Source organism: Pseudomonas sp. GD03862 (assembly GCF_029840855.1).
Classification (GTDB): domain Bacteria; phylum Pseudomonadota; class Gammaproteobacteria; order Pseudomonadales; family Pseudomonadaceae; genus Aquipseudomonas; species Aquipseudomonas alloputida.
This window is the reverse complement of record NZ_JAOCDI010000002.1, coordinates 139,777-157,815: the sequence shown is the minus strand read 5'-3', so window position 1 is coordinate 157,815 and position 18,039 is coordinate 139,777. Positions and strand designations below refer to the sequence as shown.

At 60.7% G+C, this 18,039-nt stretch carries 25 protein-coding genes; 22 read left to right on the top strand and 3 right to left on the bottom strand.

The window, feature by feature from the left end; genetic code table 11:
- The first annotated feature begins 1 nt into the window (after position 1).
- The 3 genes from N5D53_RS02160 to N5D53_RS02150 all read left to right on the top strand — a co-directional run bounded on the left by N5D53_RS02160 (position 2) and on the right by N5D53_RS02150 (position 1,248).
- Complete coding sequence (locus N5D53_RS02160) at positions 2–265, top strand: hypothetical protein (RefSeq protein WP_279839568.1); 264 nt, start codon at positions 2–4, stop codon at positions 263–265.
- 312 nt (positions 266–577) lie between these two features.
- The gene (locus N5D53_RS02155) at positions 578–808 is read left to right on the top strand and encodes a hypothetical protein (protein WP_279839567.1); all 231 of its coding nucleotides are present in this window, start codon (positions 578–580) and stop codon (positions 806–808) included.
- Positions 809–816: 8 nt separating this feature from the next.
- Positions 817–1,248 carry a proteasome subunit beta gene (locus N5D53_RS02150; RefSeq protein WP_279839565.1) on the top strand — a complete coding sequence of 144 codons (432 nt, stop codon included), beginning with the start codon at positions 817–819 and terminating at the stop codon, positions 1,246–1,248.
- Positions 1,249–1,265: 17 nt separating this feature from the next.
- On the opposite strand, the gene N5D53_RS02145 is transcribed toward N5D53_RS02150, so the two are convergent.
- Complete coding sequence (locus tag N5D53_RS02145; protein WP_172229369.1) at positions 1,266–1,595, bottom strand: hypothetical protein; 330 nt, start codon at positions 1,593–1,595, stop codon at positions 1,266–1,268.
- A gap of 420 nt (positions 1,596–2,015) precedes the next feature.
- Here N5D53_RS02145 and N5D53_RS02140 point away from each other — a divergent pair, with 420 nt between their 5' ends.
- The 16 genes from N5D53_RS02140 (at position 2,016) to N5D53_RS02065 (ending at position 13,763) form a co-directional block, all read left to right on the top strand.
- Positions 2,016–2,624 (top strand): putative metallopeptidase, encoded by a 609-nt coding sequence (locus N5D53_RS02140; protein WP_172229371.1) that lies wholly within the window; start codon positions 2,016–2,018, stop codon positions 2,622–2,624.
- Between the two features lie 31 nt (positions 2,625–2,655).
- Positions 2,656–3,117, top strand: a complete 462-nt coding sequence (locus tag N5D53_RS02135) for a DUF2280 domain-containing protein (protein ID WP_012053000.1) — start codon at positions 2,656–2,658, stop codon at positions 3,115–3,117.
- The gene (locus N5D53_RS02130; RefSeq protein WP_012052999.1) at positions 3,104–4,405 is read left to right on the top strand and encodes a terminase family protein; all 1,302 of its coding nucleotides are present in this window, start codon (positions 3,104–3,106) and stop codon (positions 4,403–4,405) included. Before N5D53_RS02135 ends, N5D53_RS02130 begins: the two co-directional genes overlap by 14 nt.
- 8 nt (positions 4,406–4,413) lie before the next feature.
- Complete coding sequence (locus N5D53_RS02125) at positions 4,414–5,832, top strand: DUF4055 domain-containing protein (protein ID WP_279839559.1); 1,419 nt, start codon at positions 4,414–4,416, stop codon at positions 5,830–5,832.
- Positions 5,833–6,879: a phage minor head protein gene (locus N5D53_RS02120; protein ID WP_100774005.1), complete on the top strand. Its 1,047-nt coding sequence runs from the start codon at positions 5,833–5,835 to the stop codon at positions 6,877–6,879.
- Between the two features lie 116 nt (positions 6,880–6,995).
- Positions 6,996–7,715, top strand: coding sequence for a hypothetical protein (locus N5D53_RS02115; protein WP_274141035.1), 720 nt, complete (start codon positions 6,996–6,998; stop codon positions 7,713–7,715).
- A 10-nt stretch (positions 7,716–7,725) separates the two neighbouring features.
- Positions 7,726–8,673 (top strand): major capsid protein, encoded by a 948-nt coding sequence (locus N5D53_RS02110; protein ID WP_049273187.1) that lies wholly within the window; start codon positions 7,726–7,728, stop codon positions 8,671–8,673.
- Positions 8,674–8,715: 42 nt separating this feature from the next.
- Entirely contained in the window at positions 8,716–9,312 is a 597-nt protein-coding gene (locus N5D53_RS02105) for a hypothetical protein (RefSeq protein ID WP_274141033.1), read from the top strand.
- 39 nt (positions 9,313–9,351) lie between these two features.
- Positions 9,352–9,744 carry a protein singed gene (locus N5D53_RS02100; protein WP_188036180.1) on the top strand — a complete coding sequence of 131 codons (393 nt, stop codon included), beginning with the start codon at positions 9,352–9,354 and terminating at the stop codon, positions 9,742–9,744.
- A 3-nt stretch (positions 9,745–9,747) separates the two neighbouring features.
- Entirely contained in the window at positions 9,748–10,131 is a 384-nt protein-coding gene (locus N5D53_RS02095; protein ID WP_279839549.1) for a glutamate 5-kinase, read from the top strand.
- Between the two features lie 2 nt (positions 10,132–10,133).
- Entirely contained in the window at positions 10,134–10,523 is a 390-nt protein-coding gene (locus tag N5D53_RS02090) for an HK97 gp10 family phage protein (RefSeq protein WP_279839547.1), read from the top strand.
- Complete coding sequence (locus tag N5D53_RS02085; protein ID WP_279839544.1) at positions 10,520–10,924, top strand: phage tail terminator-like protein; 405 nt, start codon at positions 10,520–10,522, stop codon at positions 10,922–10,924. The genes N5D53_RS02090 and N5D53_RS02085 overlap by 4 nt, the downstream gene beginning before the upstream one ends.
- A gap of 61 nt (positions 10,925–10,985) precedes the next feature.
- Positions 10,986–12,155 (top strand): phage tail tube protein, encoded by a 1,170-nt coding sequence (locus N5D53_RS02080; RefSeq protein ID WP_279839542.1) that lies wholly within the window; start codon positions 10,986–10,988, stop codon positions 12,153–12,155.
- 57 nt (positions 12,156–12,212) lie between these two features.
- A complete protein-coding gene (locus N5D53_RS02075) occupies positions 12,213–12,698 on the top strand; it encodes a hypothetical protein (RefSeq protein WP_279839541.1) in 486 nt (161 codons plus the stop codon).
- Between the two features lie 107 nt (positions 12,699–12,805).
- Positions 12,806–13,048, top strand: coding sequence for a hypothetical protein (locus N5D53_RS02070; RefSeq protein WP_279839539.1), 243 nt, complete (start codon positions 12,806–12,808; stop codon positions 13,046–13,048).
- 82 nt (positions 13,049–13,130) lie between these two features.
- A complete protein-coding gene (locus N5D53_RS02065; RefSeq protein WP_279839538.1) occupies positions 13,131–13,763 on the top strand; it encodes a hypothetical protein in 633 nt (210 codons plus the stop codon).
- Positions 13,764–13,803: 40 nt separating this feature from the next.
- On the opposite strand, the gene N5D53_RS02060 is transcribed toward N5D53_RS02065, so the two are convergent.
- On the bottom strand, positions 13,804–13,992 hold the full coding sequence (locus N5D53_RS02060) for a hypothetical protein (RefSeq protein WP_279839536.1): 189 nt from the start codon (positions 13,990–13,992) through the stop codon (positions 13,804–13,806).
- 128 nt (positions 13,993–14,120) lie between these two features.
- Between N5D53_RS02060 and N5D53_RS02055 the strand changes: the two genes are divergently transcribed.
- The 3 genes from N5D53_RS02055 to N5D53_RS02045 are packed head-to-tail and all read left to right on the top strand — an operon-like array spanning position 14,121 to position 17,816.
- On the top strand, positions 14,121–14,432 hold the full coding sequence (locus N5D53_RS02055; protein WP_279839535.1) for a hypothetical protein: 312 nt from the start codon (positions 14,121–14,123) through the stop codon (positions 14,430–14,432).
- A gap of 42 nt (positions 14,433–14,474) precedes the next feature.
- A complete protein-coding gene (locus N5D53_RS02050; RefSeq protein ID WP_279839533.1) occupies positions 14,475–17,396 on the top strand; it encodes a phage tail length tape measure family protein in 2,922 nt (973 codons plus the stop codon).
- 21 nt (positions 17,397–17,417) lie between these two features.
- Positions 17,418–17,816, top strand: coding sequence for a hypothetical protein (locus N5D53_RS02045; protein WP_279839531.1), 399 nt, complete (start codon positions 17,418–17,420; stop codon positions 17,814–17,816).
- A 15-nt stretch (positions 17,817–17,831) separates the two neighbouring features.
- On the opposite strand, the gene N5D53_RS02040 is transcribed toward N5D53_RS02045, so the two are convergent.
- Positions 17,832–18,038, bottom strand: a complete 207-nt coding sequence (locus N5D53_RS02040) for a hypothetical protein (RefSeq protein ID WP_265977884.1) — start codon at positions 18,036–18,038, stop codon at positions 17,832–17,834.
- Position 18,039 lies beyond the last annotated feature (1 nt).

Sequence of the window (18,039 nt, the reverse complement as noted above, 5' to 3'; positions counted from 1 at the left end):
TATGAACAACATCCTGGTTTCAGCGCTGACCGCCCTGGACGTGTTCCTTTGCGTGTTGGTGGTGGTGGCAGCGTGCGACTACCTGCGCAAGGTTCGCCCGGCAGATCAGCCGCTGCTGAGCGTTGCGTTCTACCTGGTCGCCATTGGCGGCTTCGGTGCATTCATTACATCCCTGCAGGGGCATTGGGTAAACCCATTCGGCGCGATGCTTCATGCCGGGGTGGTTACTTATGCCTGGGCCCGTCGCGGTCACGTCTTCAGCTGATCCGCGCCACAAAATCGACATGCGCCGTTTCGTGGCTCGAGGCTGACTGACAGATAAGGCACCTATCTTTTGGCCCCTGTCGAAAATGGAGATCGCCAGCCTTTCTCCTTCGAGACAGCCTGTTCTAGCTGGTGTATTCGATGATCAAGCCGCATGACCACCAATGGATCGGTGCTGCCTGAGTGATCGTGCAGCATGCTGGACAGTCGTTTGAGTTGGCCGATCAGCTCTAGATGCTTTCTGGCGAGATCCTTTTTTCCTTCCATAGCGTCCTTCTCCATTGAACCTTGCAAACAGCATAGAGGATCACCCATGGACAACCAGCACAAGAAGATCACCGGCTACCGCGACCTCACCCAGAGCGAGATCGACGGCATGAACTCAATCAAGGCCCTGGAGACCGATGCCGGCGAGCTGTTCAAGCAGATCGGCCAGATCGAAGGTGTTGACCCGCGACTGCTGGCCCTGGCCAAGACCAACCTGCAGCAGGGTTTCATGTGGTTTGTGCGCTCGATCGCCAAGCCGGCCGATCCTTTCGACTGAGTGCAGCCATGACCACCATCGCCTACAAGGACGGCGTGATCGCCTACGACTCTCGGGTAACCCGCGGCGACCTGATCACCGATGACGACTGTGACAAGTGCATTGAGCGTGATGGCGTGAAGTTCTTCATGTCGGGCGCCCTCTGTGACTATGACGCGCTGGTGGCTGCCTACTTCGGCACTGCCCCATCGGGGAAGGTCGACGCATCTGCAATCGTCCTTGATGGCGGCAGACTGATGACGGTTGCCGTAGATGACGATACCGGCCTATGGAAGTCGCCAATCAAGCCTGATCGTCCATACGCCATCGGCAGTGGCACGCCATACGCCTTCGCTGCGATGGATATGGGTGCTTCCGCTGAGAAGGCCGTCGAGATGGCGGCAAGGCGAGACACCAGCACCGGCGGCAAGATCAGGGTAATAACCATCAAGGATTTCTGACCCTGCCGCACGACGACTCAGTCGCGGTAGGGCTCGACCCGTTGGCGCGAAACTGGGAACCACAGCCACTCGTCATCTTGGATGGGGGTGGAGAAGTTGCGCTTCACCTCAAACACGTAGTCGGAACCTTTGCTACCGGTCACCGATATGGTGTGGGCGGAAAACCAGCCAGTGAAAGGATACGTATTTAGGCCCAGCCAACCAGCACGCTGAACAACGCCGCTAGACCCGTCAGCGCCGGTGTACAGAGAGCGCTCGCCTGGGTTGAAATGGAAAGGTACTGCGGAAAGCCTAACGTGGCTGTCAGAGCCCTGGTCGATATCAACATCTGCTGTTTCGAAAGCCATGCGTCAGCTCCTGCGTTGAGTGGATCGCTACCAATACCGGCAACCTGCCACCATTTCAAGCATCAGGATTTATTCATGACCTCTAAGCAACCCGACTGGGAGGCGATCGAACGAGCCTTCCGGGCAGAGTGCAGTCAAGCGCACCCTGCCGGCACTCCTCTCTAGAGCTTCCAGATTTCGAACAGTGCTAAGGACCCCAATCCGAGTATCAGCAGGGTGGTGGTGGACCGGATTCGTTTAGTCGCCAAGTACGTCGCGAATAGTCCGAGTGTGGTAATTGCCAGAGTGCTCATTGTGTATCTCCGTTTGGTTTGAGCCCCTAGTGTTCCTGATTTTTTTTTGAGCAAGCCTCAGTTTGCGACGGATTTTCGTCAACTTTCGAATTCCTCTCTTTTTTTATGCTTTTCTCGGCGGTGATCTATGGGGCGGCCAAATCCACCGGAAGATCTGCTTGAGTCGGTCTGGCTTGCTCTGCGCCCAGCGCCTGAAGTCTGGGAGTGGATACAGAGTGAGATCCTCGCCGACACCGGCAGCATCCATAACCCTGAGCATGCTCACCTGATAGACGCCAACATCGGCGTGCTGTGGGCATCGACTGGGTTCGCCAAGCAGGGGCGGGTCGTCCTTGGTCAGGCTGAGCAGCTGATGTTCCGTGCTGGCGGATGGCAGAAGGCCCGGCAAGAGCAGCAGATGCGGCAGTGGTTCGGCGAGGAGCCGACCTACCTCATCACCCTGGCAGCTGACTACTGCTCCCAGTGCAGCGACGCTGAGTTCTGCGCACTGGTCGAACACGAGCTCTACCACATCGCCCAGGCGACTGATGAGTACGGCGCACCCAAGTTCACCCAGGAGGGGCTGCCCAAGCTCTACCTGCGCGGCCATGACGTGGAAGAGTTCGTCGGAGTGGTGAGGCGCTACGGTGCCAGCCAAGACGTACAGCAGCTGATTGACGCTGCAAGCCGGCCGCCAGAGGTGGCCAAGATCAACATTTCGAGGGCCTGCGGAACCTGTCTGCTCAAGTCTGCCTGACCTTTGACAGACCTAAGACGGAATTGAACCTATGGCGGCCCTGAGCAACGAGGTGAAAGCCTTTATCGTTCAGGCCCTGGCCTGTTTCGATACCCCCGCACAGGTGGCGACCTCTGTCCGAGAAGAATTCGGCATCGAGGTGAGCCGCCAGCAGTGCGAATCGCATGACCCCACCAAGAGCGCAGGCCGAGATCTGGCCAAGCGCTGGCGGACCCTGTTCGAAGACACGCGCAAGCGATTCCGTGAAGAGACATCCGAGATCCCTATCGCCAACCGGGCATTCCGGCTTCGTGCGCTGGGAAGGATGGCTGAGAAGGCCGAGGCCATGAAGAACATGGCCCTGACTGCGCAGTTGCTCGAGCAGGCGGCCAAAGAGGTCGGCGATGTATACGTGAACCGCCAGACCAAGAACGAAAATCCCCACGACAACGTGCCGCCTACCCGGGTGCAGGTCGACGTGGTGGATGCGAGGAAGCCTGATGCCGTCACTTAACGTGCCTCAAGCCAGCTTCCTGCGCATGGAGAACAAGTTCCGCGGCTTCGTCGCCGGGTTCGGCTCAGGCAAGACTTGGGTGGGCTGCGCCGCGCTGTGCAAGCATGTGTGGGAATGGCCACGGATCGACTCCGGCTACTTCGCCCCGACTTACCCGCAGATCCGTGACATCTTCTTCCCGACCATCGAGGAGGTCGCCTTCGACTGGGGCCTGAAGGTCAAGACGAAGGAGAGCGACAAGGAGGTCGAGTTCTACAGCGGCGGCCAGTACCGCAGCACGACCATCTGCCGCTCTATGGAGAAGCCGCAGACCATTGTCGGCTTCAAGATCGGGCACGCCCTTGTCGACGAACTCGACGTTCTGCCCGCGCTGAAGGCTGAACACGCCTGGCGCAAGATCATTGCCCGGATGCGCTACAACGTGCCCGGGTTGAAGAACGGCGTTGACGTGACCACCACCCCTGAGGGGTTCAAGTTCGTCTATCAGCAGTTCGTGAAGCAGTTGCGCGAGAAGCCGGCCCTGCAGGGTATGTACGGCCTGGTGCAGGCCAGCACGTTCGACAACGAACTGAACCTGCCGCCGGACTACATCCCATCGCTGATGGAGTCGTACCCAGCACAGCTGATCCTGGCGTACCTGAATGGCCAGTTCGTCAACCTGAACGCCGGGTCGATCTACCACGCCTACGACCGGAAGCTGAATTCCTGCTTCGATACCGTAGAGCCTGGTGAGCCCTTGTTTATCGGTATGGACTTCAACGTCGGCAAGATGGCGGCGATTGTCCATGTCAAACGGCCTGACGGAAAGCCCAGGGCAGTGGATGAGCTGATAGACGGCTTCGACACCCCGGACATGATCCGGCGCATCAAGGAGCGCTACTGGCGGCACAACGGCAACACGTACGAGAAGACCTGCGAGATCAGGATCTACCCGGACGCCTCGGGCGGGTCGCGCAAGTCGGTCAATGCCAGCGAGACGGACATCGCCATCCTGCGTCAGGCCGGGTTCAGCGTGATCGCCCCCGATGCCAACCCACCGGTTAAAGACCGCATCAACGCCATGAACGCGATGTTCTGCAACGCGAATGGCGAGCGCCGCTACCTGATTAACCCGCTGCGCTGCCCGACCTACGCGGATGGCTTGGAGCAGCAGGTGTGGGCGCCCAATGGCGAGCCCGACAAGAAATCTGGCGTCGACCACGCGAACGACGCCGGCGGCTACTTCATCCACCACGACTATCCGATCAGCAGGCCGGTTACTCACGTGCCGATCTCGTTCACTTTCTGAGGCCATCCATGCCTAATTTCCTACCCCGGGCAGAGTACTCGGAGGCCTTGCCCGGCTGGCAGCTGGTCAAGCGCTGCGTGGCGGGCGCCCGAGAGGTGCGCAAGCACGATATCTACCTGCCGATGCCGGACCCGGAGAATAAGTCTCCTGAGAACCAGGCGCGGTACAAGCAGTACAAGAAGCGGGCGATGTTCCTAAACATCACCGGGCGCACGCGTACCGGCCTGCTGGGTGCGGTGTTTCGCAAGACTGCAGAGCTGGAGTTGCCCGCCGGGGTCGAATACCTCAAAGAGAACGCTAGCGGCGACGGCACGAGCCTGGAGCAGCTGTCCAAGGATGCCGTGGGCGAGTGCCTTGACGCAGGCCGGGGTGGGTTCCTCGTGGACTTCCCTGCGGTTGAGGGCGTGTCCTCCATGGCCGACATGCAGGGGCGCAGCGCGCTGATCCATCACTATGGCGCCGAGTCGATCATCGACTGGGATGAGCAGGTGGTCGATGGCGTGAAGCGACTGGTCTATGTCTGCCTGCTGGAATGCGTGTCTACGTTCAGTCCGGACAGCCTGGAGCGCACAACGAGCACCCAATACCGCGTGTTGCTGCTGGTTGATGGCCGCTATGTGCAGCGTGTTTACGCCGAGGACGGCAACACCTATAGCGAAGTCGCGCCGCTCGACAAGAATGGCCGCCCCTTCGATCACATTCTGTTCAGTTTCTACGGCTCGCAGAACAACGACGCCAGTGTCGACAAGTCGCCACTTGAAGACCTGGCCGACGTGAACATCCTGCACTACGGCAACAGCGCCACGGTGGAAGAGAGCGGGTTCATCAGCAGCCAGCCCACGCTGTTCATCACCACCGATATCAGCGCCGACGAGTTCGCCAAGGTGAACCCGAACGGCATGCACATCGGATCGACCCGGGGCTACAACCTCGGCAAGTCCGGTGACGCAAAGCTTGTCCAGGCAACGGAGAGCCAACTGGCTCGTACGCTGATGAAGGACAAGGAAGAGCAGATGCTGATGATCGGCGCCCGCATCGTCCAGAAGGCCGGCGGCGCTGAGACTGCAGAGGCCGTGCGCATCCGCTACAGCTCGGACAACAGCGTGTTGGGCACCATCGCCGGCAACGTCTCTGAGGCCCTGAAACGGGCCATCCTCGACGCCGAGCGCTTCATGCTGGGCGAGCCTGATGAGGAAGGTACGGTCTTCTGGCTCAACCAATCGTTCTTCGACGAGACGATGACCGCCCAGGACATTCTCGCCCAGGTCCAGCTGTGGCAGCAGGGCCTGATCGCGAAGTCCGACTTGCGCACCAATCTGCGCCAGGGGGGCGTGATTGAGGCTGACCGCACTGACGAGAAGATTGACCTGGAGCGCGAGACCGAGGCTCCGGTAAGTGGCGGGGTCACGGTCGAGACGGAGGAGTAAATGAGCGCTGACGGATATCTGGAGGATGAGGCCACCCGGCACGCCATCTACGTCCAGCTCTACGCGGCGCACAACGCCGAAGAGATCGCGGTATTCATCGCTCAGGCCATCGTTGTTGCCAAGAGTAGGGTGGCTGAAGGCCTGAGCGCATACGGCACCAGGCGCTACGAGCAGCAGATCCGGGTTCTGCAGAAGGACTTGGCCGGGATCTACACCGGGATGAAAGGCCAAATGGAGCTTGAGCTTCAGTCCTTTGCCGGGGTGGAGGCCAAGTACAACATCGACCTGCTGGAGCAGGTGGTGAAGCCGAGGGTGCAGCTCAACACGCCTTCTCCGCAGATCGTCACTTCGGCGGCCAAGCTCGATCCGATGGCATTGGAGGCTCGCAAGGGCGTCCAGAAGATCAGCATCAGCGGCGCGCTGGACGAGTTCGGTACCAAGAAGGCTGCCGACATCCTCAGCGAGATCAAGATCGGCTCTGCGCTTGGCGAAACCACCCCGGCAATCGCCCGGCGCCTCAACAGCCTGCACCAGGTGCAGCGTGATCAGGCGTCGGCCCTTGTCAGGACGGCCACAAACCACATCGCCAGCACCGCCAGGGTCGAAACCCTGAAGGCGAACGACGACATTCTGCTGGGCATGCGCCGCATCGCCACGTTGGACTCCAGGACATCGCTCTATTGCATGAGCATTGACCGGACGGTTATCCCGCTCGACGGACCAAGGCCGCCGTACCACTGGAACTGTCGGACCACCGTCATCCCCGTGCTGAAGCCTGAGTACGAGCGGAAGATCCCTGGCTCAACGCGGCCATCGGTCGGGCCTGACGGCACGAAGCCTGTGGCTAGCGACACCAGCTACCCCGAATGGCTGGCGCGACAGTCTGCGGGCTTCCAGAAGGAGGTGCTTGGGCCCTCCCGGTATGCCCTGTTCAAGAAAGGCGAATTGCCTATTGAGCGATTCACGGATGCCAACGGCAAAACGCTGAATCTTCAACAGCTGCGCGAGCGCGAGCCTGAGGCTTTCGAGCGGGCTGGCCTGAACTGATCCGCGCCACAAAACACAGCGCCTCGATTTCGTGGCGCGCAGTTCCAAGCCCTGGCTGAGCCGGGGCTTTTTTGTATCCGCAGGCAGGGCCTGCTCAACGTCTCTGGGAGACAGCAATGACCTTGAAATTCCAACTGGACAGCCTCGAAGGCGTCGAAGAATCGGTAGCAGCCCTGTACGTCGAGAAGGAGGGCAAGTTTGTCCTCGGCATTGAGGGCCTGCCGCAGCAGGAGGACGTCACCGGGCTGAAGGCCAAAGTGGAAGAGCTACTGGGCGAGAAGAAGGCCGCCGAGAAGGCCCGTCGCGAGGCCGAAGACAAGGCACGCGCCGAGGCCGAGGAGGCTGCTCGCAAGTCGGGCAACGTCGAAGAGCTCGAAAAGTCTTGGTCCGAGAAGTACGCCCGCCGCGAGGCAGAGCTGACCAGCCAACTCGAAAGCACCAACAGCACCCTGCAAGGCCAGATCCGGGATCTGACCGTGGGGCGCACCGCTACCGAGATCGCGACCACCCTGGCTGTTCCAGGCAGCGCCAAGGCATTGCTTCCCCACATCGAACGCCGGCTGAGCGTCGAGCAGCGCGACGGTAAACCAACCGTTGTGGTGCTGGACGCCGCCGGCAAGCTCTCGGCGGCAACGCTGGACGAGCTGAAAGCAGAATTTACCAACGATCCGGCCTTTGGCCCGTTGATTGTTGGCAGTAAAGCATCTGGCGGCGGGGCCGGCGGTGCAAAAGGTGGCGGCGGGGCCGCGCTGAAACGTTCCGAAATGTCCTCTACTCAGAAGCGCGAGTTCATTGAAGCGCACGGGCAGAGCGCCTACCTCAAATTGCCCAAATAGGGAGTAACACATGGCGACCACCGTCAACTCGGACATGATCGTTTACAACGATCTTGCCCAAACCGCCTACCTGGAGCGCATCCAGGACGTGATCGATGTCTTCAACGCCTCGTCGAATGGCGCAATCGTGCTGAACAACGAGCTTATCGAAGGTGACCTGCGCAAGCGGGCCTTCTACAAGATCGGCGGCGCGATCGGTCACCGCGACGTGAACTCCAGCGCTACCGTGACCGGCTCCAAGATCGGTGCTGGCGAGATGGTCGGCGTGAAGGTTCCGTTCAAGTACGGCCCGTACGAGACCACCGAAGAGGCCTTCAAGCGCCGTGCTCGCTCGCCTGAAGAGTTCTCCGAGCTGGTTGGTCAGGACTACGCTGACGCAGTGCTGGAAGGCTACATCCAGTACGCGATGGCCGCCCTCAAGGCCTCTATCGGCGCGAACGCCAACATGGTGGCTACCGGGAGCTTTGCCACTGACGGCAAGAAGGTGCTGACCAAGGGCATGCGCAAGTTCGGTGACCGCTTCGGCCGCATCGCGCTGTGGACCATGGACTCGGCCACCTACTTCGACATGGTCGACCAAGCGATCAGCGAGAAGATCTACGAAGAAGCGGGCGTGGTGATCTACGGCGGCCAGCCGGGCACCATGGGCAAGCCGGTACTGGTTACCGACACTCACCCAGCCGAAACCATCTTCGGACTGCAATCGGGCGCGATTCGCGTCACCGAATCCCAGGCTCCAGGCTTCCGCTCGTACAACATCGACAACCAGGAAAACTTGGCGATGGGCTTCCGTGCCGAGGGCACCTTCAACCTGGACCTGCTGGGTTACAGCTGGGCAGACGCCACCGGCGGCATCAACCCGAACCTGGCTGCTGTCGGCGCGGGCGCCAACTGGGCGAAGTATGCGACCAGCGACAAAGCCACTGCTGGCGTCCTGATCGATCTCGGCACCCCGTAACCACGTTGGGCGACTCATGCGTGGGTCGCCTTGGAGATCACCATGGAACTAATCTATACCGCGCAGGCGTCTGGTTTTGAGCCGGGTAAGCGCTACCGTAACCCTCAGCACTTCGATCGCCCGGAGCCAGGCGTGAAGGCTGTCGTGATCGTTGGCGAGTGGCCCAAGGTGGCAGCCGCTTATGAGGAGGCCGGTGCCGAGGTGTCGGTTGTCGAGGCTCCGAAGCGTGTGGCTATCGTCGAAGGTCCTGACCAGGCTGAGCTTGATCGTCTGATTGCCGAACTGGCCTCCATCGGCATGATCGTCGAGTCGTTCGCCGAGCAGAGCCTGGAGCGTCCGCAAGGCGAACTTGGCGAAACCGCAGGCCGCTTGTTCCAGGTTCTGGAAGCGGTCAATGCCGGCATCGCCAGCTTGCAGCGCGAGCGTGACGGCGAAGCCGAGAAAGCCAGATTGCTGCAGAAGCAAGTGGATGACCTGCTGGCCCAAGCAGCCAAGCGTGAGCTCGAGACCGAAGAAGCTCGAGAGGCCAATGAGGTCGCCGAGCTTAAAGCCAAGCTGGACGCTGCGAACGTTACCTACCGCGCCAACGCCTCTAAAGAGTCGCTGCAGAAGCAGGTTGCCGAACTCGGCCAGCAGTAATCCCGGGGCCTTGGCCCCTCTCATTTCAGCGGAGGCCGGATGGCTACCTACATCACCGTGGCCGACGTGGATAGCATCCTCGGGGCTGCCTGGGCTCCCGACGCCGACAAGGAAGAAGCGGTATTCGAGGCGAACGCCTACCTGACCGCGCTCAACCTGGTTGGCATCGACATGGACGACATCCCCGACGACGTGAAGGAGGCTGGTGCCCGGCTGGCCAAGTGCGCATCCCAGGGCAAGCTGTACCAACAGCAGACCGAGGGATCGCTCGAGGCCAAAACGGTCAAGGCTGGCTCGGTATCCACCAGCAAGACCTTCGGCTCGATCGACAAGACCAGCACGGCCGCACAGCCGGCGTGCGTGCAGCTGGCTCTGGCCCTGCTCACGCCATGGCGCAGCAATCCATTCGCCTTCCGCGTGTCGAGGGGGTAGGGCATGGGCCTACGCGACGACATTCAGGCCGATCTGGCCGAGGCCTTCGACGATGACCTGGCTGATGCCGTGTCCGAGTTCACCGGCACCTACATGGGGCCCGGCGTCTGGGATCCGGTCAGCGAGACCACCACGGCCCAGCCAGTGACGTACACGGGCCGAGGCGTGCTGTCCCGCTACGAAGATAGCCGTATCGACAACGTGAACATCCTGGTCGGCGACCTGCGCCTCACCGCGCTTGCCAACGAGGTCACCGATACCCCGGATGTTGGGCACAAGATCACTGCGCCAGACCTGATGGACCGGTCCAAGCAGGTGGCCTACCTGGTCAAGTCGGTGCGCTCCGACCCGGCTTCAGCCACCTACCGATTGCAGCTGAGGAAGTAGCCATGGCCAAGAGCAGGGGATGGAGCACACCGCCAAGCCTGTTCACCGGCCTGGTCGAAGAGGCCCTGGCGCAGCGTGTGCGCGTCATTGCACTGGCCATGCTCAATGAAATCGTGCTGCGGTCGCCGGTCGATACCGGCCGGTTCCGCGGCAACAACATCGTGAGTGTGGGCGCGCCGGTGTATGCCAGCAGCGAGAACCTCGATCCATCGGGGTCTGAGACCATCCAGCGCGGGCTATCCGCGATGAGCGGCCTGGAGCCGTACACGCAGGTCTATATCCAGAACAACCTTCCATACGCCACCGCGCTGGAGGACGGCCATTCGAAGCAGGCGCCCGGCGGCGTCTATGCGGTGTCTTTCAACGGCGTTTCCCAGGCCTACAGCTCATGACCTTCGAACAGATCCGCGCCATCGTGATAGGGCGCATGCAGCAGTGGGTCGGTATCCCGGCTGGCGCAGTTGACTACCCGAACAACAGCGCGCCCTTCGACCCGGCCGGCAAGCCGATCTGGGCCAGGCTGGCCGATGTGCCAGGGCTTTCCAGCGCACCGGAGATCGGCATCGGCCCGTGCGTGCGCCGCACCGGCATCATCATCGTCCAGCTGTTCGTGCCCAGCTACAAGGGCACCCTTGCCATCACCAAGGCCGCTGACACGCTGGTGCAGCACTTCCAGTTCTACAGCGACCCGACCGGGCCATTCGACTGCTACGCGGCGTCGGCTGCGACGATTGGCGATGACGGCCATGGCTGGTACCAGGTCAACGTGTCGATCCCATACCGGGCCTACTGAGCCCTCAACATCCACCGCCACATGGCGGTTTTTTTACGCCTACTCATAGGAGAAACACCCCATGTCGAGCGGTGCAAAAGTACAGCTTGCCTCCATCAAAGAGGTGACGCCAGGCGTAACGCCGGCTGGTGATTGGAAGGTGCTAACCCGCATCAGCAACGGCCTTATGCCTACCTTCAACTCGGAAGAGAACAACGAAATCGGCTTCACCCGCATGTCTCAGGGTACTGCCCAAACCACCGTGGACGTGGGCGGCGATATCGAAACCAAGTGGCGTTTTGGCGCACTGGACGATTTCATGGCCTCCTGCTTCGGCAAGGACTGGGCCGGCAACGTCCTGACCATGGGCGACGACCGCATCACCTTCTCGATCGCATCATACGCAACCGACATCGGCGTCTCTGCCATTGCCCGCGGCGTGCAAGTCGCCAACATGAACTTCGATTTCCCAGGCGACAACGAAGTCACGGTCACCATGACCATGGCGGCGCGCTCCTGGGACGACAAGGGCGACAACACGTCGTTCATCGTCAACGCCCAGCCCGAGTCCAGCCAGCGGCGGTTCAGCTTCAAAGACGTCAGCGGCCTGCGTATCAACGGGGTCCAGGTTGGCGAGGACAACGCCTGCGTCGACAGCTTCAACCTGCAGTTCGACAACGCGGTTCAGACCCAGCGCTGCATCGGCAACGGCAACCCGTACCCGGGCAACATCATTGCCACCACCTTCACCCCGTCCGGTGCGATCACCATCAGCTGGTCGAAGATGGCCTACGAGCTGTGGAAGGCCCAGAAGGGTAATGACGCGATCAGCCTGGAATTCACCATCGGCAACGCTGACGGCGGGTATCGCTTCCTGATCCCTGAGATGGAAGTGACCGCCGACTGGCCTGATGGCGGATCGACCGACATCATCCAGGTGGAACTGAACTACACCGCGCGCCGTGTTGCTCCGACCATCACCCGCCTGCCGGCACCGATCGTTGTGGCTGCGGTGGATGTCACTCCGGCCACTCTGAGCCTGGAAGTAGGTGATACCGACGACCTCGAAGTCGTGGTCACCCCGGCCGGTGCCAGCCAGCAAGTAACCTGGACCAGTTCCGCCCCGACCATCGCCAGCGTGAGCGAGACCGGCCTTGTCACCGCCCTGGCAGTCGGCACCGCCACCATCACGGCCACCAGCGTCGCAGACGGCACCAAGACCGATACCTGTGCTGTCACCGTCACCGCTTAACCCTTTGCCCGGCGCGCCCTGCGGTGTGCGTCGGGCCTTTTACCGCAGAGGAATACCATGGGCATCACCATTGCAAGAAAGCCTGAGCTGGATATCAACGGCGAGCGCTGGGTGCACTTCAAGGTCGGCCCGGGCGGCATGGCTGTGAAGTGCGATCAGGGCCCGGACACGGCGGCGATTCTGGTCGCATCCATTGCCAACCCGATCTACAAGTCGCACCAAGCCGTGATCCGCCGACACCTTGCCGCGCTGAATCAGCAGGCTGGCGTGGGCACTGCAGGCTTCACCATCGACTCCATCCCCGATGTTGAGCTCGAAACCGACGACGATCTGTTCATCGACCTGGCCACCAAGCACCTGATCAAGGATTGGCAGGGTATCGACCTCGAAGAGCGCCCGGGCGAGCCGGCCAAGTACACCCCGCAGCTGTGCAAGGCGCTGATCGAGCAGATGCCCAGCATCTACTTCCTGGCCCTGCGCACCGGCCTGGACATTGCCAAGCGCATCGAGGAGCAGGCCCAGGCCACTGCGGAAAAGCAGTAGCGGCATATCGCTGGGGTAGGGACTGGGCCGGGCCTGACAACGAAAAGAAGCGTTGGAAGCATGAGCGCCTCGGGCTGGCGGCGCAGGAACCGCCGGAGATTGACGACGTGGTCGCCGAGATCCTTGAGGCCTACGGGCATATCGGCCGGTCCCGGCAGTACGTCGGCATGATGGGCGCTCCGGCGCCGATCGCACCGTCCGCGATCGCCGAGTATCTCGACCGCTACCCCTCGGTGATATGCCGCGAAGAGTTCGATGCCGCTATCTTCGCCTTGGACGACGAGTTCCGCCGGCGGTGGGCTGAGCAGCAGGAAAAAGAGCAGGGCAAAGCCGCGCCGAACAAGCGGTAGTCAATTGGTACGGCCAGGCTGGAGGAGTTTTTGGTAATGTGGCAGGCTCCGCTACTTCTAGAAGAGGTATGGAGCATCGACAATGATCGGAGCGGATGAAAAGCGGAACCTGTGCATCAAGGATATGGGGTCGGATCTTGGGGCGATGTACTGCGACCTCAACGATCACCTGCTTGACATTCTTCTGTTGTGGAAGCAATACGAGGCGCTCTTTGGCGTAGATCCCGAAACCGTCCGGATTCTGAACCAGTCGGCACCCACGTTCTTCGGCATCGTCCAGGCCCAGCTTTGGGATGGGGTGATGTTGGGTATTTCAAGACTCACGGATCCACCTGTTAGTGCTGGCAAGAAAACCCTATCCATCCGGGCGATTCCTGATCTAGTCACTGATCCAGGTGTAAAAGCGCAAGTTGAAAGCGCGATCTCCAAGGCATTGGTCGACGCTGAGTTTACAAGGGCTCATCGTAATAAGCGGATCGCTCACAATGATCTAGTGCATATTCAAGACAAGGTTGCTAACCCCCTGCCGCCTGCGAGCCGGCAGAAAATAAAGGCTGGCCTGGACGCAATCTGCAACGTGCTTGAGGTGCTGAACGGCCATTATCGTCAGTCATGCATGGCGTACGACGACCTGATTTACAACGGCGGTGCATGGTCCGTGGTTGATCTTCTGAAAGGCGGCCTTGAGCATCGTGATTGCGAGATGAGCGACTAATTCGAAAGCCCAGCCCCGCGCTGGGCTTTTTGCATCCGCTTCATTTCCGGCGCTTTCCGGCGTGATGCTTCCCCATGGCGCTGGCATGGAAAGCTCGCCAGATATGCAGCTTTTCAAGCTCCTCGGCCTGGGCTATCTCCTGGGCGCGCTCCCGGGCGCGGATCTCGTCCACGACCTCCGCCCAGTGCTCCAGCGCCTCGGCGAACCTCTGGTTCTCATCTTCGGGCATCTTGGCACCCTTCGCGTGAGTGGTTGGCAGCGGTAAGGGTAGACCAGATGGGGGCTGACTTCGCTTGTCTGTTGGCGCCGGGCCTGGAATGGCTGTGGTAGATTCTGGCCATCTTTATGGAGGAAGCCATGAATCGAACGCTATTGATCGCCGCCCTTGTCTGCCTGCCTGTACCAGCGCTTGCCGCAAGCGGCGAAGAGACCTGCAAGAAAATATCTGCCATGGCGGGTAAAGCAATGGAGGCGCGCCAGGACGGCGATTTGCTCGAGGACGCCATGTCATCCGTAGGCGACCAAAGCAAATTCTCTGACGCCATGGTGGTGAAGGCGTACACCGCGCCGGTCGCGAGCAGTTCTGCCGGCAAGAAAAAGCTCGTGTCTGACTTCAGAAACGCGGCTTACGCCGAGTGCTACAAAAACATCATCGAGCCAATGAAATAACAGAACCCGCTCCGGCGGGTTTTTTAACCTCCGGAGAAAGGTATGGCGCAGGAATCCCGCCTGGCGGTAACAATCGACTCGCGGGGCGCCAAGCGCAATGCGGATGACCTGACTGGTTCGCTCAATGACATGACGCGCGCAGGTGACGCGGCTGCGGCATCTGCTGATGGCGTTTCTTCCAGCCTTGACGATCAACGCAAGGAGCTTTCCCAGCTGCTTGGTCAGATCAACCCAACGGTTGCAGCGCTCGGTCGTCTTGACGACATGCAGGAAAAGCTGGCCAAGTTCAAAAAGGCCGGAATCGTCGAGAGCGACACGTTCGTCGAGTACACACAGCGCATAAACACGATGCGAGATGCCCTTGGTGAAACTGCCGAAGGCATGAATAAGGCTGGCATGTCGGCCAAGGCCTACCAGGCTGCCCTGCGCGGCGTTCCGGCTCAGTTCACCGACATCGCTGTGAGCCTCCAGAGCGGGCAGGCTCCGCTGACTGTGCTACTGCAACAGGGCGGCCAGCTCAAGGATATGTTCGGCGGTGTCGGCCCTGCAGCCCAGGCGCTTGGCGGGTACATCCTTGGCTTGGTGAATCCATTCACCGTTGCTGCTGCCGCCGCCGGCGCTCTGGCCCTGGCCTACTACAAGGGCTCCGAGCAATCGGATGCCCTTCGAAACAGCCTGATTCTGACAGGCAACTTCTCCAAGGCGTCCGAGGCGCAATTGATCAGCTTGGCGGAGTCGGCCGACCAGGTAACGGGGACGTTCGGTCAGGCTGCCGGAGCGTTGGCGCAATTGACCGCCGCCGGCGAGAACACAACCGGGAATTTTAAGCTGATCACGACCACAGCCGTCGAGATGCAGCGAGTCACCGGCAAGGCCATAGAAGAAACGGTCGCCGAGTTCATCAAGCTCGGCAAGGATCCGGTCGCGGGCATTGTCGAACTGGACGAGAAATACCGATTCCTGACCGCATCGGTGTATGCCCAAATCAAGGCCCTGTCGGATCAGGGTAAAGCCGTGGCTGCTGCCGACTTGGCGGAGCGCACCTACGCCGAGGCAATGGGTCAGCGCACCTCCAAGATCCGCGAAAACCTTGGCGTGATTGAGCGAGGATGGCTCAATATCAAGGACGCGACAAATGAGGTCCTTGACGCCTTTGCCAGCATCGGCCGCAATAGCGCTGAGAGCGAGCAGTCGGCTATTACTCGACTCCAGCAAGAGCTTGCCTACCGCACAAGTCTTCTTGATACAGGCTACGAAGATGACACCACCAGGTCGCGAATAGCCGAGATTGAAAAAGAGATCGCTCAGAAAAAAGAGATTCTCGACCTCAACCGAAAGACATTGGAAGAGGAGGAGAAGCGGCGCCGCATCCAGGAGGAAGGCCGCAAGGGTCTGGAAGCGCTGGATTCCTCCTACAAGAGTGCGCTGACACAAACGCAGCGCCTGAATAAAGATCTAACAGACCTCGACAAGGCAAAGGCCAAGGCTGTTGCTGCTGGAGTCTTCACTGCTGCAGAAGAGGCCAAGTACGCCACTGCCCGGAAGAACATCGAGCAGGAAATCGCGGACATCAAAACCCGCGAGGCGAAGAAGAACGCGCCGAAGAACGTCAACCGCGGCGTGGCTGAGGCGGAGAACACCTTCGCTCGACTTTACGGCCAGTACGACCCTGCAGCCCAGGCCGTACGGGCACTCACCAAGGAGCAGGGCCAGCTCGACCTGGCCCTGACCAAGGGCAAGATCACGCAGGAGGAATACAGCAAGGCGCTGGCCCAGGCTTCGATCAACTACGCAGCAGCACTCAAGGGTGCCCAGGGCCTGACCGCCGTGGAGCAGTACCGCGCCCAGCTGCAGCGCCAGTTGGTCAACGAGCAGGCTCAGTACCAGCTTGATGCCGCCAGTGTCGGAATGGGCGACCTGCAGACCTCGCGCATGCAGCAGCGGCTGAACCTGGAGATGCAGACCAACGATCGCCTGCTCCAACTGCAAACCGAACTGGCCAACGCCACGGACGAGAAGCAGCGCCAGGCACTCCAAGGTCAGATCGACGCCATCAACGAGTTCCTGCCCCAGCAGCTTGCAGCGATGCAGGCCGGCTGGGCGCAGATGGACCAGGCCATGCTCAACCCGATCAACGGGTGGACGGCGGCGGTGCAGAACTTCGGCAACCAGGCGCGCGACATCGCCGGGCAGACGGAGTACATCTTCTCCAGCGCGTTCAACAACATCTCCACCGACATCACCGACGCGATAATGGATGGGCAGTTGTCGTTCAGCAACCTGGGTGACATCGCCGGTAACGTGGTGCGCGACATCCTCGCGGGCTTCGTGAAGATGGGCGTGCAGATGGCGCTGAATGCGGCGCTGAATGCCACGCTGGGCACGGCTGCGGCGAGCCAGAGCATGATCCTGGCGGGCACCACGGCCACGGCCTGGGCACCGGCGGCGGCGATGGCTTCTCTTGCAACGCTGGGCGCCAACTCCGTGCCCGCGGCTGCAGCGCTGACCTCGACCACTGCTCTGGCATCCAGCCTGGCTGTGATCCCGGGCTTCGCCACCGGTGGCTACGTCTCAGGGGCCGGAACCGGAACCTCCGACAGCATCATGGCCAGGCTGAGCGATGGCGAGTTCGTGGTGAACGCCGCGGCGACCAAGCGTAACCGGGCGCTGCTGGAGGCGATCAACTCGAATGAGCGGGTATCGGTGGCTGGTGGTGGCGGTTCGGTTGTTTCGACGCAGCCAGGTTCGTCCGGGGCATCCGGCATTCAGCAGAACATCTACATCCAGAACCACACCACTGCGCAGGTGGAGCAACGACGCATGCCTAACGGAGACCTTGAGTTTGTCATCCGGGAGGCAACTGACCGAGCTGTTCAAGAGGTCGCTGGGCAGCTCGCTTCAGGTTACGGCAACGTAGTGGATGCCGGGGAAGGTGCTTATGGGTGGAGGCGCCCAGGCGGCTAACCAACAAATCAGGAGATTCACATGGAACAACAAGCAGTTGCAGAATCCAAATTCCCGGCTGGCCGGGCTAAGTCATTCCTCTTGGATGAAGATTGGATCGAGATCACCCTCGGTGAACTGGTCGACCTAGCTGATTTTGAGCTTGGCGTGTGCTTTCAGTGCGGCTTGGCGACAATCACGCGCGATGGGGCGATTCGCCCTGCGACTTCAGAGGTGGAGGTTCAGGTTAAGCGCGATGGCGGCGAATGGGCCTCGGCATTCAAGAATGCATGGACCTTGGGCTCGCTCGACACGCATGAGGAGGAGATCAAGGTTCCTGGCGAAGACATGGTTCTGATCCGCGCAAGGAAATCTGCGCAGCCAACTAGTGATGTACGCGACGATGTAGCCCTGGTAGCCAGGCGCCGAGCATTAGCCTAACGCCTGGCCATCCTGTCACTCAGACTTTCGGTTAGCCGGGCTCTCCTCGTTCAGCTGCTGCAAGTCCATCAGGATGATGTTTATGGTCGATCCAAGCCGACCAAGGGCCGCATTCAGGTGCGCCTTGCTCATCTCATCAGTGACTGGGGTGTTGGCGTAATCATTCAAGTGCGACTTGAACCGCTCCAGTTCGTCTCTGGCGACATTGTGTCGTCCGATCATG